This window comes from Micromonospora sp. NPDC050795, from assembly GCF_044456785.1.
GTDB lineage: Bacteria > Actinomycetota > Actinomycetes > Mycobacteriales > Micromonosporaceae > Micromonospora.
Map to the genome: position 1 here is coordinate 147,138 of NZ_JBITGE010000003.1, position 22,278 is coordinate 169,415.

21 protein-coding genes are annotated in these 22,278 nt (G+C 72.1%); 9 read left to right on the forward strand and 12 right to left on the reverse strand.

Annotated elements, in window-relative coordinates; genetic code table 11:
- Positions 1–7: 7 nt before the first annotated feature.
- The 4 genes from ACIBEF_RS04315 to ACIBEF_RS04330 form a co-directional block, all read right to left on the reverse strand.
- The gene (locus ACIBEF_RS04315; protein WP_396791078.1) at positions 8–1,675 is read right to left on the reverse strand and encodes a hypothetical protein; all 1,668 of its coding nucleotides are present in this window, start codon (positions 1,673–1,675) and stop codon (positions 8–10) included.
- Positions 1,676–1,784: 109 nt separating this feature from the next.
- The gene (locus ACIBEF_RS04320) at positions 1,785–2,792 is read right to left on the reverse strand and encodes a glycine betaine ABC transporter substrate-binding protein (protein ID WP_396791080.1); all 1,008 of its coding nucleotides are present in this window, start codon (positions 2,790–2,792) and stop codon (positions 1,785–1,787) included.
- Between the two features lie 201 nt (positions 2,793–2,993).
- Positions 2,994–3,734 (reverse strand): ABC transporter permease, encoded by a 741-nt coding sequence (locus ACIBEF_RS04325; protein WP_396791082.1) that lies wholly within the window; start codon positions 3,732–3,734, stop codon positions 2,994–2,996.
- Positions 3,731–4,417, reverse strand: coding sequence for an ABC transporter permease (locus ACIBEF_RS04330; RefSeq protein WP_396791084.1), 687 nt, complete (start codon positions 4,415–4,417; stop codon positions 3,731–3,733). Before ACIBEF_RS04330 ends, ACIBEF_RS04325 begins: the two co-directional genes overlap by 4 nt.
- Before the next feature lie 2 nt (positions 4,418–4,419).
- Here ACIBEF_RS04330 and ACIBEF_RS04335 point away from each other — a divergent pair, with 2 nt between their 5' ends.
- Positions 4,420–5,424, forward strand: coding sequence for an ABC transporter ATP-binding protein (locus ACIBEF_RS04335; RefSeq protein WP_396791086.1), 1,005 nt, complete (start codon positions 4,420–4,422; stop codon positions 5,422–5,424).
- A gap of 73 nt (positions 5,425–5,497) precedes the next feature.
- On the opposite strand, the gene ACIBEF_RS04340 is transcribed toward ACIBEF_RS04335, so the two are convergent.
- The 7 genes from ACIBEF_RS04340 to folP form a co-directional block, all read right to left on the reverse strand.
- Positions 5,498–5,989, reverse strand: coding sequence for a hypothetical protein (locus ACIBEF_RS04340; protein WP_396791088.1), 492 nt, complete (start codon positions 5,987–5,989; stop codon positions 5,498–5,500).
- A 65-nt stretch (positions 5,990–6,054) separates the two neighbouring features.
- On the reverse strand, positions 6,055–6,363 hold the full coding sequence (locus ACIBEF_RS04345; protein WP_396791090.1) for a hypothetical protein: 309 nt from the start codon (positions 6,361–6,363) through the stop codon (positions 6,055–6,057).
- A 53-nt stretch (positions 6,364–6,416) separates the two neighbouring features.
- Positions 6,417–7,631 (reverse strand): ABC transporter permease, encoded by a 1,215-nt coding sequence (locus tag ACIBEF_RS04350; RefSeq protein WP_396791092.1) that lies wholly within the window; start codon positions 7,629–7,631, stop codon positions 6,417–6,419.
- Positions 7,632–7,750: 119 nt separating this feature from the next.
- The gene (locus tag ACIBEF_RS04355) at positions 7,751–8,287 is read right to left on the reverse strand and encodes a DUF3180 domain-containing protein (protein WP_238667218.1); all 537 of its coding nucleotides are present in this window, start codon (positions 8,285–8,287) and stop codon (positions 7,751–7,753) included.
- 19 nt (positions 8,288–8,306) lie between these two features.
- A complete protein-coding gene (folK, locus tag ACIBEF_RS04360) occupies positions 8,307–8,834 on the reverse strand; it encodes a 2-amino-4-hydroxy-6-hydroxymethyldihydropteridine diphosphokinase (RefSeq protein ID WP_396791095.1) in 528 nt (175 codons plus the stop codon).
- Complete coding sequence (folB, locus tag ACIBEF_RS04365; RefSeq protein WP_396791097.1) at positions 8,831–9,199, reverse strand: dihydroneopterin aldolase; 369 nt, start codon at positions 9,197–9,199, stop codon at positions 8,831–8,833. Before folB ends, folK begins: the two co-directional genes overlap by 4 nt.
- Positions 9,196–10,092 carry a dihydropteroate synthase gene (folP, locus tag ACIBEF_RS04370; RefSeq protein WP_396791099.1) on the reverse strand — a complete coding sequence of 299 codons (897 nt, stop codon included), beginning with the start codon at positions 10,090–10,092 and terminating at the stop codon, positions 9,196–9,198. The genes folB and folP overlap by 4 nt, the downstream gene beginning before the upstream one ends.
- Positions 10,093–10,448: 356 nt before the next feature.
- Between folP and ACIBEF_RS04375 the strand changes: the two genes are divergently transcribed.
- The 7 genes from ACIBEF_RS04375 (at position 10,449) to ACIBEF_RS04405 (ending at position 18,937) form a co-directional block, all read left to right on the forward strand.
- Entirely contained in the window at positions 10,449–10,763 is a 315-nt protein-coding gene (locus tag ACIBEF_RS04375; protein WP_396791101.1) for a hypothetical protein, read from the forward strand.
- A 13-nt stretch (positions 10,764–10,776) separates the two neighbouring features.
- Positions 10,777–11,139 (forward strand): hypothetical protein, encoded by a 363-nt coding sequence (locus tag ACIBEF_RS04380; protein WP_053654782.1) that lies wholly within the window; start codon positions 10,777–10,779, stop codon positions 11,137–11,139.
- A gap of 70 nt (positions 11,140–11,209) precedes the next feature.
- Positions 11,210–14,644, forward strand: a complete 3,435-nt coding sequence (locus ACIBEF_RS04385) for an ATP-binding protein (protein ID WP_396791103.1) — start codon at positions 11,210–11,212, stop codon at positions 14,642–14,644.
- Between the two features lies 1 nt (position 14,645).
- Positions 14,646–16,595 carry an MFS transporter gene (locus ACIBEF_RS04390; RefSeq protein ID WP_396791105.1) on the forward strand — a complete coding sequence of 650 codons (1,950 nt, stop codon included), beginning with the start codon at positions 14,646–14,648 and terminating at the stop codon, positions 16,593–16,595.
- A complete protein-coding gene (locus tag ACIBEF_RS04395; protein ID WP_396791107.1) occupies positions 16,592–17,149 on the forward strand; it encodes a hypothetical protein in 558 nt (185 codons plus the stop codon). The genes ACIBEF_RS04390 and ACIBEF_RS04395 overlap by 4 nt, the downstream gene beginning before the upstream one ends.
- Positions 17,146–18,324 (forward strand): M23 family metallopeptidase, encoded by a 1,179-nt coding sequence (locus tag ACIBEF_RS04400; RefSeq protein ID WP_396791109.1) that lies wholly within the window; start codon positions 17,146–17,148, stop codon positions 18,322–18,324. Before ACIBEF_RS04395 ends, ACIBEF_RS04400 begins: the two co-directional genes overlap by 4 nt.
- Positions 18,325–18,337: 13 nt before the next feature.
- A complete protein-coding gene (locus ACIBEF_RS04405; protein ID WP_396791111.1) occupies positions 18,338–18,937 on the forward strand; it encodes a hypothetical protein in 600 nt (199 codons plus the stop codon).
- Between the two features lie 3 nt (positions 18,938–18,940).
- On the opposite strand, the gene ACIBEF_RS04410 is transcribed toward ACIBEF_RS04405, so the two are convergent.
- Positions 18,941–19,384: a hypothetical protein gene (locus ACIBEF_RS04410; RefSeq protein ID WP_396791113.1), complete on the reverse strand. Its 444-nt coding sequence runs from the start codon at positions 19,382–19,384 to the stop codon at positions 18,941–18,943.
- Positions 19,385–19,688: 304 nt separating this feature from the next.
- On the opposite strand from ACIBEF_RS04410, the gene ACIBEF_RS04415 reads away from it, so the two are divergent.
- Positions 19,689–22,250: an FtsK/SpoIIIE domain-containing protein gene (locus tag ACIBEF_RS04415; RefSeq protein WP_396791115.1), complete on the forward strand. Its 2,562-nt coding sequence runs from the start codon at positions 19,689–19,691 to the stop codon at positions 22,248–22,250.
- The last annotated feature ends 28 nt before the right edge of the window (positions 22,251–22,278 follow it).

A 22,278-nucleotide genomic window follows, 5' to 3' on the forward strand; every position in this document is an offset into this window, starting at 1 on the left:
TGACCGGTCACCGCCAGCGGTCGGTGGGCGGCGCGCCCCCGGCACGCGGCACGTCGTCCTGCGGCGGGTAGCCGTAACGCTCGTCGACCCGCCGCCGGCCGGTCCGTTCGGGCGCGGGTTCCGCCTGCTGGCCGCGTTGGCGCGGTGGGCGCCACTCGTCCGGCATCGGCACACCGCCCACCGGCAGCGCCGGCCTTTCCGGCTCGGCCCGCCGACCACCGTCGTGGCGGCGCGGTTCCTCATACCGGCCGGCGTCCTCGTAGCGGCCGGCGTCTTCATAGCGGCCGGCGTCCTCGTAGCGGCCGGCGTCCTCGTGACGGCGCGGCTCCTCGTAGCGGCCGGCGTCGTCGTGACGGCGCGGCTCCTCGTGACGGACGGCGGCCCAGCGGTCGGCCACCCGGTACTCGGTGCCGCTGGCGTCGGCGTGCACCTCGGCCCGACGTTCGCCGACGCGCAGCTCCCGACCGTTCTCGTCGTCGCGGACGGCAGCCCACCGGTCACCGGCCCGCAGCTGAGACCAGTACTCGCCGGTGTCGTCGGCCCGCAACGGCGGCCCGGCCTGCGGCGCCGGGGCGCCCGCCCGGTCGCGCTGCTCCGACCAGCCCCGATCGTCCGGGCTGTCCCAGGATTCCGCCGCCGGCCTCTCCGGGCTGCGGTGTGACCGGGCCGGCGGGGCTGGCTCGTCGGGCTGGGCGTACGCGTCGCGCCGATCCGTCCACTCCGGTTCGTCGCGGCGGCCCGTCCAGCCCGCCTCGTCGCCGTACCCGGCTCGGGGGTGCTGCTCCGGCTCGTGCCTCGCCCGGCCGGCGGGCCGAGGGGGCTGATCGGCGTCGCCGCCCCGGGTCCACTCCTGCGCGGGTGGAGTCCACTGACCGGCGTACCCGCCGCCGTAACGCCCGGCCGGCTCGGCCGGGCCGCCGTCCACCACCGTGTGTCGGGTGGTGACGTGAACGGTCTCGGTGTGCCGGACCACGCCACCCGGCCGGTGTGCCGCCTCGGGGCGGTCGTGCTCCCGGGGGCGAGCTGAGCCGTACGCGGTGGCGGCCGGTCGTTCCCCGCCGTACATACCGGCAGCGGGCTGCTCGGGGGCCTCCCGGGCGTACGCCGGCTCGTCGTCGTCCGGGTGCCCGGCGCGCCCCCAGCGGGGCGCGTCGTCGGGGCCGGAAACCCGGGCGCGGCCGGCCGGCGCGTCGGCCCGGTTACGGGCCACCGGCGTGGCGTCCACCGGCGGCTCGACGGCGGCGACCCGGGCCCGTCCGGCACCCGCCGGCTCGACGGAGGGGGCGGCACCGGCGAGGGCGGCACCACTGGCGTCGAGACGGCGGCGTACTGCGGCGATCCCCTCCTGGGCCCGTTGCGCCTGGTCGAGTGCCTGGTTACCGCGCTGGGCGGCGGCCACGATCTCGCCGCGCAACTCCCGACGCAGCTCCTCGATCTCGGCCAGCAACTCGTCGCTGCGGGCCGAAGCGCCCTCGCCGTCGGGCCGCAACGCGATGGAGAGGCCGATCAGCACCACCGCGAGGATGGCGAGCACCGCGGCGAAACGCAACGGGCCATTGCCGTCGGCCACCAGCAGGATCAGCGCCGCCACCGGCGCGAGAGCGACGCCCGCCCAGAAGAGCATGGTCAGCAGCGGTGGTTGACGCCGAGCGTCAGAGGTGGCCGGGGCTGGCATGGATGTGCAGCCTACCGACGAGCTTCGCCGGAGGGAACGGGGTCCCGGGACGCGCGGACGCCCCCGCCCGGTCCGGGGCGGGGGCGTCCTCAGCACGCCCGGCGAGGGCTCAGCTGGTGGCGAACACGCTGTCCGAGGAGAAGATCAGGCCCACACTGATCGAGCCGTCGCGCAGACCGCTCTTGGTCAGCGGCCCGCCCTGGTCCAGCGAGGAGAACTTGCCCACCGACAGCCCGTACGTCTTCTGCAGACCCGGCAGGCAGAACGCACGCTGCTGCTCGCACTCCGGCGGGCCACCCAGCACCGTCGCACTGCCGGAGCACTTCGCGGCCAGCTCGGAGAGGGTCCGTACGCCGTACTTGTCGGCGAACGCCTGGGTGACGGCGAAGGCGTTCTGGTCCTGCGCGGCCGCCGGGGTGCCGAAGGTGATGCCAACCTTGTCGCCCTGAGCCCTGAGCGCGGTGAGCGTGGTGTTGATGTCGGGCGAGGAGATCGGCGGAGGAGTGCCGCCCTTTTCCTTGGCGTTGAGGAACTCGGCCATGGTCGCCGCGTACTCCGGGACGACCTGGATCTCACCCTTCTGCAGCGCCGGCTCGTACAACTCGCGGTTGCCGATCTGCTGCACCTTGACCTGGTAGCCGGCGGCGCTGAGCGCGATCCGGTACAGCTCGCCGAGGATCTGACTCTCGGCGAAGTTACCGGCGCCCACAGTGATGTCGCCACCCGGGCCCTTGGCGATGCCCGCGGTGAGGTTGTTCGCACTGGCGAACTCCTCGGCCGCCACCTTGGGGGTCTTGCGGTCCTCGTTGACGGCCTTGTTGAGCTGGATCAGCTTCGGGGTGTCGAGTGCTGCGGAGACCTTGTCCAGTGCGGCGATCAGCTGCGGGTTGGCCGCCTTGCTGTTGACCGCCGGGATGACGTTGTCGGAGTTCTGGAGCTTCTTGTCGTCCTGCAGAGCGATGAGCTGCTGGCCGGCGACCGGGGCGCACCCGGCGCCGGAGGCGCTGGTCTGGGGTGCGTCGGTGCCGGACGAGCCGGCATCACCGCAGCCGGTGAGCAGTGCTGCCCCGGCGACGGCGCTGACCGCCCCGATCGCCAAGCGTGTACGTGCGCGCATGTGCCCGCCTTCCGTGTCCCGGCGCGGCCCGTCCCGGGCCGGCCGCGTGTCCGACGGGCGATCCTGACTGTTGGCCGCCCGCGAATGTCCACCCAACATGCTCCGCAACCGACCGACAACTCGGGATGGACTTCGTCACCTCATCGTCACCGATCAGACGAACGCAGGTAGTTGGCTTGACGCGGGGTTCACCCGGACGGGTCAGGCACTTCCGGTGGCGTCCGCCGGCCGGGGCCGACCCGTCCGTTGCCGTCCGCGCCGCAGCGGACGGGGAGTGACCAGGCGTTCGACCCCGCCGAGGACCACCTCGGCCAGCAGCGCGAGCCCGGCCACCAGCACACCGCCCGCGACGATCTGACCGCCGCCGGCCGCGATACCGCTCCCGAAGCCGGTCCGGATGATCTGGCCGAGGCCGCCGCCGTTGACGAACGAGGCAAGCGCGGCGGTCGCGATCACCTGGACCGCGGCGGTCCGGAAACCGGCCGCCAGGTAGGGCACCGCGAGCGGCAACTCGACGCGGCGCAGCAACTGCCCACCGGACAGGCCCATTCCCCGGGCCGCGTCGCGGGCCTCCGGGTCGACCTGCCGCACCCCGGTGTACGCGTTGGCCAGCAGCGGCGGCACGGCGAAGACGGCGAGCGCCAGCACGACCGGCGTCTGCCCGAAGCCGCTGGCGAAGACCACCGGCAGGATGGTGAGCAGCGCCAGGGTGGGGATGGCCAGGGTGGCGTTGGACACCAGCACCACCAGGCCGCCACCTCGGCCGAGGTGCCCCAACCAGAGCCCCAACGGCCAGGCCACCAGGCAGCCAAGCGCCACCGCCAGGGCCGAGATGGTCAGGTGCTCACCGAGCCGGTCCAGCAGGCCGCCCGGGTTGGTCCAGTTCAACGGGTCGTTGATCCAGGTGATGGCCTGGCCGATCGGATTCGCCGCGACGGTCACCGTGCCCTCCGGGCGGACCAGGGGGTCACCAGCCGGGCGACCAGGACGAGCAGAAGGTCCAACACGAGCGCGAGGGCCACGCAGAGCAGCGTGGCGGTCATGATCTCGGCCTTGTAGAGGTTGTTCTGGAAGCCCGCGAAGATGAGCTGCCCGAGCCCGCCGTGGCCGACCAGCACCCCGACCGTGACCAACGCCACCGTCGAGACGGTCGCCAGCCGTACGCCGGTCACGATGCCCGGCAACGCCAGCGGGAGGTCGATCCGGAACAGCCGCCTCCAGCGGCCGTATCCCATGCCCTCGGCGGCCTCGCGAACCTCCGGGGGCACCTGGTTGAGACCGGCCACCACGTTGCGCACGATCAGCAGCAGCGCGTAGAGGACCAGCCCGACCAGCACCGTGGTCGCACCGGTGCCCAGGTAGGGGGCGATGAACGCGAAGAGCGCCAACGACGGGATGGTGTAGACCACCCCGCTGACGGCGAGGATCGGACCGGCGAGCGGACGGACCCAGTACGCCAACACGGACAACGGCAGGGCGATCAACACCGCGATCAACACCGCTCGCCCGGTGAGGGAGGCGTGTTCGCGCACCGCGGCGAGGATCGTGTCAGAGTTGTCCCGCACGTACTGCCAGGAGAACCAGGGGTTACCCGGGTCGGCCCGGTAGCTCAGGCGGAAGGACATACGTGGACGTTACCCCGGAGGCTGCCGACGTGACCCAATCCCCTCGCGCGGCATCGATCTCCCTGGACGGCATCCAGAAGCGCTACCCGAACGGCACCGAAGCTGTCCGGGACCTCAGCCTGGAGGTCCGGGCCGGCGAGCTGGTGGTGCTGATCGGCCCGTCCGGCTGCGGCAAGTCGACCGTGCTGCGGATGATCAATCGCCTGATCGAGCCGACCGCCGGTCGCATCACGCTCGGCGACGAGGACGTCACGAACGTCGACCCCGTTCGGCTGCGCCGTCGAATCGGATACGTGATCCAGAACGTCGGCCTCTTTCCACACCAGACCGTGCGGGCCAACGTGGCCACCGTGCCGGGCCTGCTCCGCTGGCCCAAGAGCCAGACCCGGGCCCGGGTCGACGAGTTGCTCGACCTGGTCGGCCTGGACCCGGCCGAGTTCGGCGGTCGCTACCCGCACGAGCTGTCGGGTGGCCAGCGGCAGCGGGTCGGGGTGGCCCGGGCGCTCGCCGCCGATCCGGTGGTGCTGTTGATGGACGAGCCGTTCTCGGCCGTCGACCCGATCGTCCGGGCCCGCCTCCAGGAGGAGTTCCTGCGCCTCCAGGCCGAGGTGCGCAAGACGATCGTGCTGGTCACCCACGACCTCGACGAGGCCGTCCGACTCGGTGACCGGATCGCGGTCCTCTCCGAGGGCGGGCACCTGGAGCAGTACGACACCCCGGCCGCGCTGCTCGGCGCACCCGCCACCGCGTTCGTACGCGAGTTCGTCGGCGCCGACCGGGGCATCCGCCGGTTGGCGGTCACCCCGCTCGACCGGGAGGCGCTGGAGCCGGTGCCCGAGGACGCCGCACCGGACCTGCCCACCGTCTCCGTGGACGGCTCGGCGTACGACGCGTTGGCGGTCCTGCTCACCTCGGGCCGGGACCGGCTCCTCGTGACCGACGCCGGCCGGCCGGTGGGCGCGCTCAGCCGGCAGCGCCTCCTCGACCTCGGCCGCCCGACCAGCTGACCTGCCCCGGCGCACGTACGACCGTCGCGCCTGGCCACACCTCGGTGTGGTCAGGGCGACGGTCGAGGCGGGGTCAGGCGCGACCGCCGAGGCTGGCGATGCCGATGATCCAACCGGTGAGGAAGCCGTAACCGGCACCGGTGCTGGCGTCCTGAAGGGCCCCCAGCAGTGACGGTGCCGGGCCCAGCAGCGCCGCCAACACCGCGGCCAACCCGCCAGCCAGCACGTACGCGGCCCAGCCGGAGAAGAACTGGCTGACCGGGCCGGGCACCCGGGCGACCTGGGCGGCGGGCAACAGGTAGAGCAGCGCCACGGCGAGGACCACCAGCAGCACGGCTCGCAGGTCGGCGGCGAACAACCCGCCGGCCTGCCCGTCCGCGTCGAGCCTCCAGGCCGGCCAGGCGAGCAGGCGCGCGTAGAAGGCCCCGGCCGACTCCGGGTCGGTCACTGTGACGGCCCAGCCGGTGTACGCCGGGCTGCCGCAGATGCCGACCAGCAGCAACACGGCGAGCGCGCCGGTGCCGGCGGCCGTGCCGTAGCGGCTGACCGGGCCGGAACGGTGCACGAGCGACGCGATGCGCCCAGGCCCCGAACCGGTGGCTCGGGCGGACCTGGGCTGCCCCGAGCGGCTCAGTGCTTCATCAGGTAGTCGATGAAGGCGGCCCGCAGCAGCGGCGCCGACTCCTCGTAGCCGTGACCGGTCAGCTCCCGCCACAGCGCGTTGGCCTCGTCGATCGTCGGGCCGATCGAGTTCGGGGCGCCGTCCAGCACCGTTGCCTCGTCCGCGTTCGGCAGGTGGCGCAGCACCGACCAGTAGAACTTCACGTCCCGACGCTCCCGGGCGAGGGCGAACGCCCGCTCCCGCAGCTCCTCGGTGGACAGCGCGTCAAGCTCCTCGAACGAGGTTCCGCCCGGGGCGGCGGCAGGTGAGTCGGTCATGTCGCCGAGCCTAACGGTCGAGATCAGCTCCGGCTCGGCGGACGCGACGCGGCTCACCGCTCGTCGGTGTCCCACCGTCGTGGGCCGTCCTCCCACCGCGGATCCCGCCACGGGTCGATCGGCTGTGGCGCGGCCTGGGTCGGCAGCGTGGGAGGCCAGTTGTCGACGGACTGCGGCTGGGGCGTGGTCCAGCCCGAGCTGATCGTGCCGTCACTGACCGGCTCGGGCCGCTCTAGCCTGCCCGGTCGGGGCCGCCCGAGCGTCTCGACCAGCCGGGTCGCCAGCAACCCGACGCCGAGCGCGGCCCCACCGACCACCCAGTTGCTCAGCGTCCAGCCGCGCTCCGACGCGTACACCTGGAAGACGGTGACCAGGCCGACCGCCAACAGTGTGCCGAACACACCGCCCCGGCGGCCGTACGCGCTGGTGCCGGCGAGCAGGGCCACGCCGACGGCCAGCACCGTCCAGTCCAGCCCCGAGGTGGGCGCCACCGGCCCGGGGTCGTTGGCGGCGAGCAGCATGCCGGCCAGAGCGGCCAGCACGGTGGAGACGACAAGCGCGGCGGCGGTCACCACGGCGGCGACCGCGCCCCGCCGACGGGCCGGATCGGCGATCGGTCGGTATCGGCCGACGAGCCGACGGATCGCCCGGATCGCGCCGAACAGCCCACCCAGGACGGCCACCGCGGCGAACCCGGCGAACAGGTAACCGGCGCTGCCGCTGGGGTCGTAGTCGCCCTGCACCAGCACGGGCGCCGATCGGCGTTCGATGTACACCACCACGGCGGCGGCACCGGCCAGGCTGGCCGCCCAGCCCGGCACGTGCAGCACCACCACGGCCAGCGCCAGCGCCAGCCCGCCCACCGCGGCGACCGCCACGGCCGGGCCGAGCGACGCCGGCAGACCCCGGTCACCCTGCTCGGCGTAGTGCAGGGCGGCGGCCACCGCGATCGGGCCGACGGCCAGGTTCGGCGCGGCAGTCCGCAGACTCAACCCTGCGGCCAGGGCGAGCAACCCCAGCCCGACCGCGTCGATCAGGAGCGTGCGCAGGTTCTCGTCGCGCACCGCGGCCGGATCCTCCCGCCAGAGCAGCCAACTCACGGCGGCCAGCCCGGCCAACAGCAGCAGCTCCCACCCCAGGTGTACGCCGATCCGATCCCGGCCGGGCTCACCGTGGGTGGGATCGTCGAAGACGTTGTCCAGAACGGCGGCCGGCACCCCGGAAGAGGGTTCGGCCGACCGGTCCCGGCCCGCTGCTTCGTAACCCATGACGCCGCCTCCCCAGTGGCCGACCGTCCCCAGTCCGGCGCACGGACGGACCCTGGGCGGCCCTTGCTCTCCGATCGCAGGCACCGTACCCGCGACCGCAGCCGGGCGTAACCCCCTGCTCAGCGCTGGCCGGGGCGGCTCTCCCGGGGGTCCTGCTCGCGCTCGTCGTCCGGGCGTTCCGGCACCCGGCAGGAGCGCTCCAACCAGAGCGCGGCACCGACCAGTGCCAGCGAGGCGAGCAGGCCTCCGCCGGCGGCCGGTCGATCGTCCAGGGCGGCGCGGGTGGTCTCCACGAAGAGCCAGCCGGTGAGCCCCGCGTAGAAGCCCGCGAAGATCGCGGCGGCCAGCGCCGACGCCTTGGCCAGCACCACGAAGCGGGCGACCAGCAGCGGATTGACCGGCTCCCGACCCGGCTTGCGCTCGATCCGGCCCCGGGTGTTGATCGCGGCGTACGCCTCCAGCACGGCGAGCCCGGCCAGCGTCACCACCGGCAGCCAGGGCAGCCGGGGAATCCCGCTGTAGTAGAGGGTGCTGATCAGCAGCCAGGCCACCGCCGCCGCAGCCAGGCCGGCCACGACCAGGGTCGAGATCCGGGTGGGGCCCATCCGCGACCCGTCCGGGCCCGACCCGCGGGGTGGGGGCTTCGCCTGCGTCATGCCGGCCGGTTCCGCTCGGTCATGCCGTCGACTCTAACGCCAACTCCGGCCGGGGACGCAGTTCCAACGCCCCGTCCGCCGCAGGGCCGGTGGTCAGCAGGTCGGTCAGCCAGCCGTGACCGGGCAGCCGTCCGTACGGCTGGATGTCGATCCACGGACGCAGCACGAAGGCGCGCAGGTGCGCCCGGGGGTGCGGCAGGGTCAGCTCCTCCTCGTCGCTGAGCACCGGCTCGTCGTCGTCGCCCCAGACCGCGATCACGTCCACGTCCAGGGTGCGCGGCCCGAACCGCCGCTGCGGGTCCCGGACCCGGCCGGCCGCGCGCTCCGCGTCGCGGGCCCGTTCCAGCCAGTCGCGGGGGGTCGCGCTCTCGTCCTGCACGAGCACCACCGCGTTGAGGTACGCGGGCTGATCGGTGTCGCCCCACGGTGGAGTCTCGTACACCCCGGAGAGCACGAGCACCGCGTCGCCGAGGGTGGTGACGGCCGTACGCAGGTGCTCCAGGCGGTCGCCCAGGTTGCTGCCGAGCGAGAGAATCGCCCGGGTCACCGGGTACGCGCCCGGGTCATGGTGACGGCCACGTCGGTGAAGGTGTGCGGCACCGGCGCCTCGGGCTTGTGCACTGTGACCGTCGCGGCGTCGACCCGAACGTCTGCCAGGCAGACCGCGAGGAGCCGGTCCGCCAGGGTCTCGATCAGGTTGACCGGCTCGCCGGTCACCACCGCGACCAGGCGTTCGGCCAGCTCGCCGTAGTGCACCGTGGCGGCAACGTCGTCACTGGCGGCGGCCGGGCCGAGGTCCAGCTCCAGGACGGCGTCGACCACGAAGTCCTGCCCCTGAACGCGCTCGAAGTCGTACACCCCGTGCCGGCCGCGCGCCCGCAGGCCGGTCAGCTGGATCCGGTCCGTCGTCATCGCCGTACCCCATGCTCGTGATTGTGTTGCGTCAACGTCCTGTCGTGCGGCGGCACGGCCAGGCGGGGGCTGCCGGTCGCCGCCCAGACGGCGAGCGCGTCGGCGGTGGCCCGCACGTCGTGCACGCGTACGCCCCAGGCGCCCGCGGCGACCGCCAGCACACTGGTGGCCACGGTGGCCGCCTCCCGCTGGGCGGTCGGCCGCGGCGTACCGTCCGCGGCGGCGAGCAACCCACCGAGGTACGACTTGCGGCTCGCCCCGAAGAGCAGCGGGTAGCCGAGATCCAGCAACTCCGGCAGGCGGGCACTGAGCTCCCAGTTGTGCGCGGCCGTCTTGGCGAAGCCGAGCCCGGGGTCGACGATGAGTCGGTCGGCGGCCACCCCGGCGGCCAGCGCCGTGTCGATCCGTTGGGACAGCTCGGCCCGGACGTCGGCCACCACGTCCGTGTAGGTGGCCAGATCGCGCATGGCACGGGAGTGCCCACGCCAGTGCATCAGCACCCAGGGGCAGTGCGCGTCGCGGACCACCCGGGCCATGTCCGGGTCGGCCAGGCCACCGGAGACGTCGTTGACCACCGCCGCGCCGGCGGCCAGGGCGGCCTCCGCGACCCGCGCGCGGCTGGTGTCGACGCTGACCGCCACACCGGCGGCGGTCAGCTCGCGAATGACCGGCAACACCCGCTCGGCCTCGGTCTCGGCGTCGATCCGCGCGGCGCCCGGACGGGTCGACTCGCCACCGATGTCGACCAGGTGCGCTCCGGCGTCCCGCAGACGGACGCCGTGTCCGACGGCGGCGTCCAGGTCGGCGTACCGTCCGCCGTCGGAGAAGGAGTCCGGTGTGACGTTGAGGACGCCCATCACCACCGGGCCCGAAGCCCGCACCAGATCGGTCACGACTAGACGGTACCGGTCGCGGCGGCGGCACCCAGCGACCCGGGTGGGCCCCGCACCACTACCCCTGACGTGCCGATTGGAACAGGTGTACGATCGGTCATCCGGGCAGTATCGGGCAGTCCCTTCGCGGCTTGTCGCAATCCGGGGCGGCCCGTACGCTTTGGAATTGGCCAGCATCGAGATGGCGAAGCTTGGAGGGAGGGCCGAAGCGGGGAAAATCCGCCCAAACCTCGCCACCCTCCGTGGTGAGTAACGAACACAGGGTCAAGAACGCCATGCCCTGTGGAGCACTTTTCCCGCCAGGCTTGCCTATTGCACCGCCGCGGCATCGCCGGCCGCGCTATGGGGAGGTTCCAGTGATCGCCTACGAGCTCATGGAGACGGCGTCGTCCGGCGTCGCCCACGCGCTCTCCACCCTGGCGTCGACTCCACTCGCGGAGCCGGCACCGAAGGGGATCGACACCAGCGGTGTCGTCACCTTCTTCGCCAGCAAGATCGCGCCGATCCTGCTCGCCGTCCTGGGCGTCATCTTCATCGGCCGTGCCAGCCGAGGCGAGATCTCCAAGGTGCTGACCAGCTCCGCGATCGCCATCGTCGGGCTCGCCTTCATCGCGGGCGCGGCAACACTCTTCTTCGTCGGCGATTACCTGATCGACCTGATCTTCGAATAGGCGCGTTCACCAGATGCGGCTGCGCACCGACGACGACATCTACCGGGCCCGCCTGGTCTACCTCGGGCCGCCCGGTTACACCCTTCCGGTCCACCTGCCCTACGCCCAGTACGGGCTCTTCATGTTGCTGGTCCCCCTCTACATGTTCATCCACTGGCTGTTCACGTTGACGGTCGAGCTCTTCCCCGCGTGGGAGATCGCGCTCGCCATCGTGACCACGTCGTTCATCTTCCGGCACGTCGACCCCGATCGGCCGGCGCGGGTGGTCATCCGCACCGCACTGACCGACTGGCGACGCACCCGGGAGCCGGCGGTCGAGCAGCGCGATCCGCGCCTGGTCGGCAGCCGGATCAGGATTCGGGAGGAACTGGCATGACCGGACGTATGTCGAACGGCCCGTCGCAGGACGCGGGCATGGGTCTGCCGACAGCCGCCGAGGCGATCGCATGAGCCGCTCCTCCACGCCGGGCTCACCGGCCAGCCGCCCTGGCGCACCGGTCGGTCACCGTGCGCACTCGTTCGACTACATCGAGGACGAGGACGAGGTCGCCCTCGACCCCGCGCTGGTGACGTCACCCGGCCACGGTGCTGTCGGCGTGTTCCAGGCACCCCGGCCGGTTCCCCGCCGGACGCCACCCGCCGAGCCCACCGCCGTGTCGGCCGGCGAGAACGCCGACATCGACTCCCCCTTCCTGGACCTCTTCGGCGGCGGAGGGCGACCCGGCACGCCGCGAGCCGTCACGGCCGGCCCGAGCACCCGCGAGCAGCCGGCGATCCCGCATCAGCCGCCACCAACCGCCGGCCCGGCACCCGCTCGCGCGGTTCCCGAGCTCGAGCCACCGTGGACCCCCGCCGACAACAGTGGCGCACCCGTCGACCCTCGGCACGGGGGCGGCCACCCGGTCAGCGAGTCCCGGGTGCCGCATCAGGCCGGGGATCGACGGCCGATGGGGCGTCCGTCCGATGAGCCCGATCCGGCCGCCGGCGGTCCGTCCGCGACCGCCGGCTCCGCCCGCCGACCTGCCAGCACCGCGCCGAGTGGCCGCCCCCCAGCGGCGCCAGCGGCCCGACCGGCGGCTCAGGCGCAGCCCCAGCCGACGGCCGCCAGCCGGTCCACGGCTCCGCCGGAGCAGCCGGGGATGATCACATCTGCGAATCGGCCAGCTCTCGAGCGCACCGCGCGTCGGGCCACCGACCCGGATCGACCCAGGAGCACCGGCACCGCAGCCCCCGGTAAGGAGGTCGCCGCACCTCGACAGCGCACGGCGAGCCGACCGGACCGACCGATCAAGCCGACCCGGGTTCGCGCTCCGAAGATCAAATTCGGGGATCGGGATCCGTCGGTCGAACTGGCCATCACCGAGATCGCCGGCCACCTCACCTTCACACCGAACACCGTCACCGCCTGGTACTGGCTGCCCGAGGTCCGCTGGGCGTTCCGGCCGGACGCCGAACGCGAGGCGCTGCTGTCGGCGATCTCCGAGCAGTACGCCGGCCTGGCCGGCTTCCGACTGCACCTGCGCCGCACCACCCGGCCGTTCCCCGCCGACGAGTGGGCTCGCACCATCGACACGCACACGGCGGCGCCGCTGCCCGACGTTCCCGGCACCACCGGCTGGGCCGACCACCTCGTCGCCGCCCAACGCCACCTCATGGCGGTCAACCACGCCGAGGGTCAGACCTACCTCGGTGTCACCTTCGCCCGGCGGTCCCTCGGCGACTCGCTCACCGAGCGGCTGCTGCGCACCTTCGGGCGAGGCACCGCCGATGGCGAGCGCCGCAAGCTCGGCCGCACCGTGGAACAGTTCGACGAGGTGCTCGGGGCATTCGGCATGCGCGGCCGACGGGTCACCGCCCAGGAGCTGGAATGGCTGCTCTACCGCTCGGTGGCGCTGTGCATGTCCCCGCCGAGCACCCTCTCCCCCGTCACCGACGGGCGCTGGGAGCGCGGCGACCTGCTCGCCATGACCGAGCAGGTCGAGCGCTACCGCACCCCGTACGGCTCGACGGTCAAGCTGGTCAACCGGATGACCGGCGAGGAGCGGCACGTGGCCGTGCTCGCCGTCGGCCGGATGGAGCCGCTGGAGATCCCGGAACGGCACGAGCCCTGGCTGCACTTCCACGAGCGGCTGCCCTGGCCGATGGAGATCTCCACCCGCGTCGACATCCTCGGCTCCGGCGACTCCTTCCGTAACCTGGAACACCGGCTGCGGATGATCCGCTCGCAACAGCTCGACTACGCCGAACACGGCATCGACGCCCCGCCGGAGCTGGAACGGCTGGCCAAGCGCGCCCTGGTGATCGGCGACGAGATGACCACCGGTCTCCCGGTCGACTCGGCCCGTGCGCACGGCTGGCACCGGATCGCGGTCGGCGGCCGGACCAGGGAGGAATGCCTGGAGCGGGCCCGCCGGCTCATCCAGCTCTACTCCCGGGAGCTGCGCATCTCGCTGCAGCACCCTAAGAACCAGGACTGGCTGGCCCGCGAGTTCATCCCCGGCGAGCCGATCGCCAACACCGGCTACGTGCGTCGCATGCCGGTGCCGTTGCTCGCCGCCGCGCTGCCCCAGGCCGCGTCCAACGTGGGCGACCGGCGGGGCGACCTGATCGGCCGTACCGCCGGCACCTGCCGCCGCCCGGTCTTCCTCGACCTGCACTTCCCCATGGAGGTCCGGGAACGCTCCGGGCTCGCGGTCTTCGTCGCCGAACCAGGCGGTGGTAAGTCCACCCTGCTCGGCGCCCTGGGCTACCTGGCCGCCCGCCGAGGTGTCCAGGTGACCCTGCTCGACCCGTCCGGCCCGCTGGCCCGCCTCTGCGCGATGCCCGAGCTGCGGCCGTACTCCCGGGTGTTGAACCTGACCGGCTCGGAACACGGCACCCTGGCGCCCTACTCGCTGATCCCGACGCCGCTGCGCTCCGAGTTCGGCAGCGGGGCCGCCGGCGACCGCGAGTTCGAGATCGCCGTCTCCAACGCCCGGGCCGAGCGGCGGATGCTGGTCCAGGACATCTGCATGATGCTCGTCCCGCCGCAGGTGGCCAGGGAGGCGTCGACCGCCACCCTCTTCCGACACGCGGTCCGCCAGGTCCCCGCCGAGGAGACCTCCACCCTGGACGACGTGGTGAGCTGCCTCGGACGGCTCGACGACGACGCCGGCAAGGAACTGGCCAACCTCCTGCTGGACACCGCCGAGATGCCCCTGGCCATGCTCTTCTTCGGCCGACCGCCGGAAGGGCTGCTCGGTGCCGACGCCGCACTCACCGTGATCACCATGGCCGGGCTACGGTTGCCCGACCTCAAGATCGAACGCGAGTACTGGTCAGCCGAGGAAGCACTGGCCCTGCCGATGCTGCACACCGCGCACCGGCTCGCCGTCCGGCGCTGCTACGGCGGCTCGATGTCATCCCGCAAACTCGTCGGCCTCGACGAGGCACACTTCATGGAAGGCTGGCGGTCCGGGCGCTCCTTCCTGGTCCGACTCGCCCGCGACTCCCGCAAGTGGAACCTGGCCGCACTGGTCGCCTCCCAGAACCCCCGCGACATCCTCGGCCTCGACGTGCAGAACCTCGTCTCCACCGTCTTCGTCGGCCGCATCGCCGAGGACGCCGAGATCGCCTCCGAAGCGCTACGACTGCTGCGGGTGCCGGTCAACGACGGGTACGAAGCCACCCTCGCCTCGCTCTCCGCCGCCGACGCCAGCTCGTCCAGCCGGCTCGGCTTCCGCGAGTTCGTGATGCGCGACGTGGACGGACGGGTGCAGAAGGTCCGAGTCGACGTCTCGTACGTCGAAGGACTGCTGGACCACCTCGACACGACGCCAGCCGCGATCGCCGCGGCGGCCGGAGTCCTACCGAGCATCCCCCTGCCGGATCTGGAGGCGTGACATGGCTAGGGCCTGGGCAAGGATCGCGTCGTTCCTGCTCGCCCTTGGCGTACTGGCCGGGGCTACCCTCACCTGGCCGCTGATCGGCGCGGAGGCCGCAGCCGCCGCACCGCCCACCGCCCAGGCCCGCGCCGACCTCTGCACGACCGCCGAATGGCAAGCCGACTTCCGCGCCTGCGTGGCAAAGCTACAAGCGGTCAGCGAAGACCAGGTCACTTGTCGCAACGCACCAACCCCGGGTACGCCGGACTCCGGGCTCGCCGGCTGGTTCGCCGCCGCACCACCGACGGAAGCCACGAACGGAGTAGCTGGTCGGTACAGCCTCTATGGCTACGGCGGCTACAGCTATAACACCTATGACATCGACGGTGGCTGCGCCTCAAGCGTGCTCCACCCGGACTACAAGTTCACCACGACGATCGCCAATGGCGAGTTCATGGCCGCAACAGCGATCATTGGTGCATCTAATGCGCTCAGAGAGCGCGCCTGGGACCCCGGTTCGATGTGGGGATGGGCCGACCCGCTTGTCGAACAGGCGACCAAGGCCGTGTACCAGAAGGTGTTCAGCGTCTTCGGGATCGTCACCCTGTGTGTGGTGGGGCTCTATCTACTCTGGCGGTCCCGACAGTCAGACATGAGCAACGCGATGACCACTGCAGGCTGGGCGCTGCTGGTGATGGTCGCGGTCACGGCGCTGGCTGCGTGGCCGGTCAAGTCAGCGAACATCGCCGACGGCGCACTTGTCACCAGCCTGGGAGTGGTGCATGACGCCGTTGGGCCGCAGGCGAAGGAGCCGGACCCTGGGCGCTGCATCGATCCTGACCGTTGCAAGGACCTGCGAACCCCCGCCGTCCGAGCCAGCGACACCGCTACCGAGACAATGCTGTACCGGAATTGGCTCCGGGGCGTATTAGGTTCGGCAGAAAGCGAGACTGCGCTCAAATACGGCCCCGCGCTTTACGATGCAAAATCTTTGACGTGGGGCGAAGCCAAGTCAATGCGCGCCAGCTCGGCGGCCCGAGAAGCGACGATCAAGGCCAAGCAGCAGCAGTGGGCCCGGGTGGCGCAGCAGATCAAGGCCGAGGACCCAGAGGCGTACGAATATCTCCAGGGTGTTCGCGATATGGATCGGGTCGGCGCTGGTTTCATCGCCGTGCTCGCGGCTCTGCTCTTTGCGATGTTCGACCTGACCGCGTCGCTACTGGTCCTGCTGGGTTTCCTGATCTTCCGTTGGGCGGTGATCGCGGCACCCATCCTGGGCACCATCGGTCTACTACGGCCAGCCAGCTCCGGCCTGCGGCGATTGGCGAACGCCGTGGTCGCCGCGCTGTTCAACATCGCCATCTTCGGTACCGGGGCAGCCATCTACCTGTTCGCCGTCGACCTGATCATGAGCACCCCCACCATGCCGGGTTGGCTCCAGGTGGTGCTGGTCTGGCTCTGCGGGGTGGTCGGGTGGCTGCTGCTGCGGCCGTACCGGCGGATCACGCAACTCGGTGGCAAGGACAGCAGCGAAGCGGTCAGTTCGGCCGGGTCCTGGCACCGCCGGTTCTTCCGCGACATGCGGACCGCCGCTCGGCTGGACGTGGCCGAGCCGGGCGGCACCGCCGAGCCGGTGGGCGGACGTCGACGGTCCCCCACCGCGGAACAGACCCGACTACGCCCGGAGGCGCGGCGGGAGGATCCGGCTCCGGTACCGACGGCTGCGGCCGAGGGCCGGCGCGCAGACACGGCGCGCCCGGACGGCCGAGAGCGGCCCGATGAGGCGCCGGCGGAGGAGGGCAGGGGTCGGAGCCGCCCAACCGCCCCGCAGCCCCGACGCCGACAGCCGGCGACCTGGACCGAGCCGGATGTTCCGGCTGAGAACCCGTCGTTCGTGGTCTACCGCCCAGGCTCCACAGAGCGTGTACCGGATCGCACCGGACCTCGGGTGCGCTCAGAGGCGAGGTGACGGCGATGCGACGGGCACTGGAATTTCTCTTCACCCGGGCGCTGCGGTCCCGGCTGGGCGTTGCGCTCGTGATCGGGGTGGTGGTCGTCGGTGTGCTCGGGGCGGCCAGGCTGATCTCCAGCCCGGGTGACTCAGCCGATGGGTTGAGCAGCCGTCCGGATGGGCCGATCATCACGGTGGACCCGACGGCCGGCGACGACGGTCTGCTCAACAGCGCGCCTCCACCGTCACCCGTGACGTCGCCCGGCGCCCGCACGCCCGAACAGACCGCCGACCGCTTCGCCAAGGCATGGCTGGGCAGTCCCGGGATGACCACCGAAGAGTGGCAGGCTGGTCTGCGGCCACTTTCCACGCCGGCGCTGAGGGAGAAGTTGACCGGTGCCGAGCCCGAGAGCGTGCCGGCCGAGAAGGTCACCGGTCCTCCAACCATGCGAGAGCGGACCGAGACGTTCGTCGAGTTGCTGCTACCCCTTGATGCCGGCGGGCTCCGGTTGGAGCTGGTTACCTCCGATGGCGGTTGGCTGGTCGACGTTCTGGACTGGGAGCGGCCATGAGCGACGTTGGTAATGCCAGAACCCGCCGGGGCCCCCTCCGGCTCGGTGTGGTCGCCGCGGTGCTCACCGGGATGCTGCTTCTGCTCTGCTGCACCGGCGGCACCGCGGCGTTCTTCCTCACCGGGCTCGGAGGCGACGACGCCGAGAACGGCGACACCATGGCAGGCATGGAGTGCGGGCCGGTCCGAGCGGTGAACATCGCGGGCAAGCTGCCGCGATTCGCCCAGTACGGCGACACACAGGTCCGCAATGCCGCGATCATCATCAAGGTCGGCCAGGACATGGGCGTGCCCTCGCGAGGCTGGGTGGTCGCCCTCGCCACCGCGATGCAGGAGTCCGCCCTGCGCAACCTCGCCAACAGCGGCGTACCCGAATCCCTGGCCCTGCCACACGAGGGCGTTGGCGCGGACCACGACTCGCTGGGCCTGTTCCAGCAGCGGCCGGGGTGGGGCAGTGTCGCCGAGCGGTTGAACCCCGCCTACGCGGCCCGCAAGTTCTACGAGAAGCTGGTGAAGGTAGGGAGCTGGCAACAACGACCACTGACCGTGGTCGCGCAGCGGGTCCAGGTCAGCGCTTACCCGGACGCGTACGCCAAGCACGAAGAGGTAGCCAGCCGGATCGTGGACGCACTGGCCGGCGGGGCCGCCCGCACCGTGGAGATCAACGGCAAGGCGGTGTGCAACGCGGCCGAACGCGGTCAGATCGCCGCCTCCGGCTGGACCGCGCCGATCCCCGGCGGAGTCGGCTCCGGTTTCCGCACCGCCAGCCGACCCCGCCACAACGGAGTCGACATCGGCGCGGCCAAGGGCACCGAGATCCGCGCCGCAGCGACTGGTCGGGTGTTGGTCTCCACCTGCGACGAGGACGATCGCGGCCGAGAAGACTGCAACGTCGACGGATTTCCCGGCAAGGGGGGCTGCGGCTGGTTCGTCGACCTGCTGCACGCCGGCGGCTACATCACCCGGTACTGCCACATGGTGGTTCAGCCCTTCGTCAAGAAGGATCAGATCGTGACGGCCGGTCAGGTGATCGGCAAGGTCGGCAGCAGTGGCAACTCCTCCGGCCCGCACCTGCACTTCGAGGTGCACCTGCGCAACGACCGTAACGCGTCTGGCGCGGTGAACCCGGTCCCGTTCATGCGCGAGCGGGGTGCCCCGCTGCGCGCCGCTGAGTGAGGCCAGCACCTGTATGACCGGGCCGCTACCTGACCCCTTCGCCGACCAGCCGGACTGGGCACCGCAGCCGCCGAGACCGCTGACCATCGTCCCCGCGACTGAGCGGGTCGAGCTACGCGGCCGACGGGTGCTGGTCGGGTTGCCCGGGATGGGTTGGCGCGGGGACCTGCGCGCGGACGACCGGGTCGTGCAGAGCGCCCGGACCTACGTGCCGGTGATCCCCGAGCACGAGTGGTACCGGGCCGAAGCCGACCAGGTCGAGGTGTTCGCGCCGTTGGTGCCCGTGGAGCGGGTCTGGGTGGAGACGGTCGGCAGCCGGCCGGCAGTGGACGACGCCCGGGACACGGGCATCCGGTTGGTCTCGCTGGACGGCCCGGCACACCGGACCCCCACGCCGGTCTTCGAAGCGGACGCGGTCACCGGTCGGCGGGTGGTGCACGTCGAGGGCGGCCTGGAGCACCGTGACCTTCGAGCGGTCACCGAGACCTACTCGGGTGCCGAAGGGGACATCTGCGTGCGAGTCACACCCGAGGTGGAGTGGTACCGCTGGGCCTGGCGCGGTCAGTCACCCACCACCCTGGAGGTGCCGGTGCATCTCCTGTGGATTGAATGAAAGTCAACTAATCCGGGAGCCAGCACAAACACGCCAGCCGTCCCGGTCGTTCAACTCGAACCGCCACGTGTCTGTCAAGCTCTGATGAATTCCGTCAATTGCGGCACTCCGCCGAATGACAGCGACAACGGTGGCGTCGGCGCCGGCAGTCTCAGTAACGGCAACGTCTTCGATGTTGATTGAAAAAGAGACGCCAAGTTCCCGCTCACGTCCGGCAACGTCCGCAGCGAACTCATCGACCGAGGGGACTGCGCCCTCACAGGTGAACAACCCCGCTCGGTTTGGGTCGCGGGAGACGAGCGTCGCCTGAAGGTAATTGATCACCGCGACGTCCGGGGTGCTGCGGTCGGGTGTCGAGGCGCGGTTGTACCAGACCACGGCGGTGGCGACCCCTCCGAGGCAGAGCAGGGCGAGCACGCCAGCGACAACCGTGAGCACCGTCCGCATTCGGCGGCGTGGCGGCTGCGGTGCCGGCGTTGCCGGGGCGGGCGGCAGCTGCTCGGACGGTGTCCGCTGGGCCGGTACGCGGGAGACCTGGGAACCGGCGGGGGGCTGCACTGATTCCACCTCCTGAAGTTATCGGCTGGACGCTCCGGAGCCAATGCCTCAGATCCAGCGGATCGTGACGGACCCCCCCACCGGTGAGATCCACGACAACACCGGCGCAGCGCCGAGGCACCTCCCGGAGGAGGACCGTCGGCTGGGATACCGTCTCTGCTCGGGGAGGGGTTGCCAACCTCGGGTAGAGGGGGTGGACGCGGTGGCCGGTCAGAAGGCTCGCACAAACCGCGCCGCAGCCCTGCACCGTCGGGCGTCGGCCGTCGCGACCGCGGCTGCCGGGATCCTGGACGAGACGCGGCCGGCTCCGGCCGATCAGCGTCGCCAGTACGAGGTGGCCGACCGGTTGCGGACGGCTGCGGCCTTGCTGGCGCCGGGCTGGTCGGGCGCTGCACTGGACTCACTCACCGTGGACTCGCCGGCCGGTGATGGTCCGCCGCCGTTCGTTCGGGTAGGTACTGCGGCACCGTTGGACGATGCTCGTTTCCCCGCGTTGGTGCCACTTGTCGGCACCGGTCACCTCAGCGTGGACGCTGACGCACGGGAGCCACGGGTTGCGGGGTTGCTCCGGGCCGTACTTCTGCGGTTGTTGGGTGCGGCTCCGGCGGGTGCCCTGCTGATTCGCGCTGTGGATGCCACCGGGGCTGTGCTGACGCCGTTCGGGGCACTCGCTGATGCTGGCCTGTTGCCGCCACCGGCGGTGGACGTGGTGGGTCTGCGCGCGGTGCTGACCGAGGCGGAGCAGTGGGTGACGCCGGGGGCGAGTGGGCGACGCCGCCACGATCGGACGCTGTTGCTGGTGGTGGCCGCGCTTCCGGAGTCGACAGGCCCGACCGATCTGGCGCGCATCGAGACGTTGGCCGAGCAGGGGCCGGCTGCTGGGCTGCACCTGGTGGTGGCGGGTTGGCCGCCCGCCGGCCCGTACTCGGCCCGGGCACCGCTGCCGCACACCACTGCGCTGGCGTTGCGGAATGCGTACGCGCTGCTCGGCGATCCGCCGGGGGCGTCGTTCGCCGGGCCGGGCGCTGATCCGCCGGGCGGTTTGAACTCGCCGGTCTTCGTCGAGTCGGACCCGCCGGCCGAGCTGGTCGACGCGGTTTGTCGGCGGCTCGCCGAGCAGGTGGAGGCGGGTTCCCGGTTGGCGTTGGGTGCGCTGCTGCCGCCGACGGGTGAGCGACTGTGGGAATCGGACTCGGCCGACGGGTTGACCACGACCGTCGGCGATGCCGGGGGCCGGTCGGTGCCGTTGGGCTTCACCGAGTTGACCCCGCACTGGCTGGTGAGCGGCCGGTCCGCGGCGGGCCGGGCGGCGTTCCTGACCACCGCGTTGCTCGGCCTGGCCGCCCGGTACGGCCCGGACGACGTGGCGTTCTACCTGGCGGATCTCGGCGACGGCGAGTCCTTCGTGGAGTTCCTGCAGACCGAGCGGGACCGGTCGTGGGTTCCGCAGGTGCGCGCGGCGGCGATGGCCGCCGACCGGGAGTACGTCCGGGATCTGCTGGACGAGTTGACGGCCGAGGTGCAGCGCCGCACGGAGGCGGGTGCTCGGGCCGGGGGGCAACGCTTCGCGGAGCTGCGTCAGCACCAGCCGCTGCCCCGGATCGTCTGTGTGGTGGACAATGTGCCGGTGCTCTTCGCCGAGCGGGACCGGCTGGCCGCCGAGGTGGCCGCCCAGTTGGACGGGCTGGCCCGGGCGGGTCGGGCGTACGGCGTGCATCTGGTCCTGGCGGGTGCTGGCGAGTTGGGGCTGAGTGCGCGCGCGGATGCTGGTCATCGAGATTCGGTGCTCGGGCAGTTCCCGGTGCGGGTGGCGCTGCCGGGTGGCAGTCCGGTGTTGGAGCCGACCAACGACTCGGCGGCCGGTCTGCCGGTGGGCAGCGCGGTGGTGAACACGGCCGGCGGGCTCGGCGGCCCACGGGGCGCGATCCGGGGTCACGAGCGGTTGATCCGTCACCCGGACCCGCAGGATCATCCGGAGGTCGTGGAGAAGCTGCGGCACGAGTTGTGGGAGGCCCGTCCGGCGGGATCGGTGCCGCCGGTGGTCTTCGCGGGTTACGCCCGCCCGCTGCTGGGCAATGATCCGCGCCACCGGGCGGCCCTGGCGGGACAGGCTCACGGGCCGGCCGCCCTGTTGGGCCGGGCGGTGGACGTGGCCCGCTCGACGGTCGCCGTGCCGTTGGGGCCGGCGGCTGGGCGCAACCTCGCGGTGTTGGGGTCGGGCACCGCGGCGGGTGGGCTGTTGGCGACGGCGGCGCGGAGCACGTCGGCTCACCACGCGCCGGGCAGTGCCCGCTTCCTGGTGGCGGCACCGGATCCCGGGGCCCGGGTCCTGGCGGAGGCGTTGACGGCCGATCTGGCGGCCCGCCATTCGGCGGATCTGGTGGATCTGCCGACGCTGCTCGCGGACGCGGCCGACGACCTGCCGACGTATCTGGTGGTCTTCGGGCTGGACCGGCCGGGTCCCCGGGAGCTGCCGCTGGACCGGCTGCGGTCGCTTCTACGGGACGGGCCGCCGGCGGGGCGACATCTGCTGGGCTGGTGGCGGGCGGTGCCGCCGTTCGCCGCGTTGTTCGAGCCGGCGGGTGAGGTCGACAAGCTGGCGGCGGTGGCCGTGCTGGACGTGCCGGTCGCGCAGCTCACGGCGGTCTTCGGTCGGCCGGTCGAGTGGCAGGTGCGCCCCGACCGGGCGGTGCTCTGGGACGGCCCGGACGAGCGCGGCACGGTCCTGGTGCCGTTCGCCGACGTGGCCGGCTGATCGGGTGGCGCACGTGGAGGGTGTCGAG

Coding starts and splice junctions, on each gene's coding strand:
- ACIBEF_RS04315 (WP_396791078.1), bottom strand. CDS start 1,675: ATGCCAGCCCCGGCCACCTCTGACGCTCGGCGTCAACCACCGCTGCTG.
- ACIBEF_RS04320 (WP_396791080.1), bottom strand. CDS start 2,792: ATGCGCGCACGTACACGCTTGGCGATCGGGGCGGTCAGCGCCGTCGCC.
- ACIBEF_RS04330 (WP_396791084.1), bottom strand. CDS start 4,417: ATGTCCTTCCGCCTGAGCTACCGGGCCGACCCGGGTAACCCCTGGTTC.
- ACIBEF_RS04345 (WP_396791090.1), bottom strand. CDS start 6,363: ATGACCGACTCACCTGCCGCCGCCCCGGGCGGAACCTCGTTCGAGGAG.
- ACIBEF_RS04350 (WP_396791092.1), bottom strand. CDS start 7,631: ATGGGTTACGAAGCAGCGGGCCGGGACCGGTCGGCCGAACCCTCTTCC.
- ACIBEF_RS04355 (WP_238667218.1), bottom strand. CDS start 8,287: ATGACGCAGGCGAAGCCCCCACCCCGCGGGTCGGGCCCGGACGGGTCG.
- folB (WP_396791097.1), bottom strand. CDS start 9,199: ATGACGACGGACCGGATCCAGCTGACCGGCCTGCGGGCGCGCGGCCGG.
- ACIBEF_RS04380 (WP_053654782.1), top strand. CDS start 10,777: ATGCGGCTGCGCACCGACGACGACATCTACCGGGCCCGCCTGGTCTAC.
- ACIBEF_RS04385 (WP_396791103.1), top strand. CDS start 11,210: ATGAGCCGCTCCTCCACGCCGGGCTCACCGGCCAGCCGCCCTGGCGCA.
- ACIBEF_RS04390 (WP_396791105.1), top strand. CDS start 14,646: ATGGCTAGGGCCTGGGCAAGGATCGCGTCGTTCCTGCTCGCCCTTGGC.
- ACIBEF_RS04400 (WP_396791109.1), top strand. CDS start 17,146: ATGAGCGACGTTGGTAATGCCAGAACCCGCCGGGGCCCCCTCCGGCTC.
- ACIBEF_RS04405 (WP_396791111.1), top strand. CDS start 18,338: ATGACCGGGCCGCTACCTGACCCCTTCGCCGACCAGCCGGACTGGGCA.
- ACIBEF_RS04410 (WP_396791113.1), bottom strand. CDS start 19,384: ATGCGGACGGTGCTCACGGTTGTCGCTGGCGTGCTCGCCCTGCTCTGC.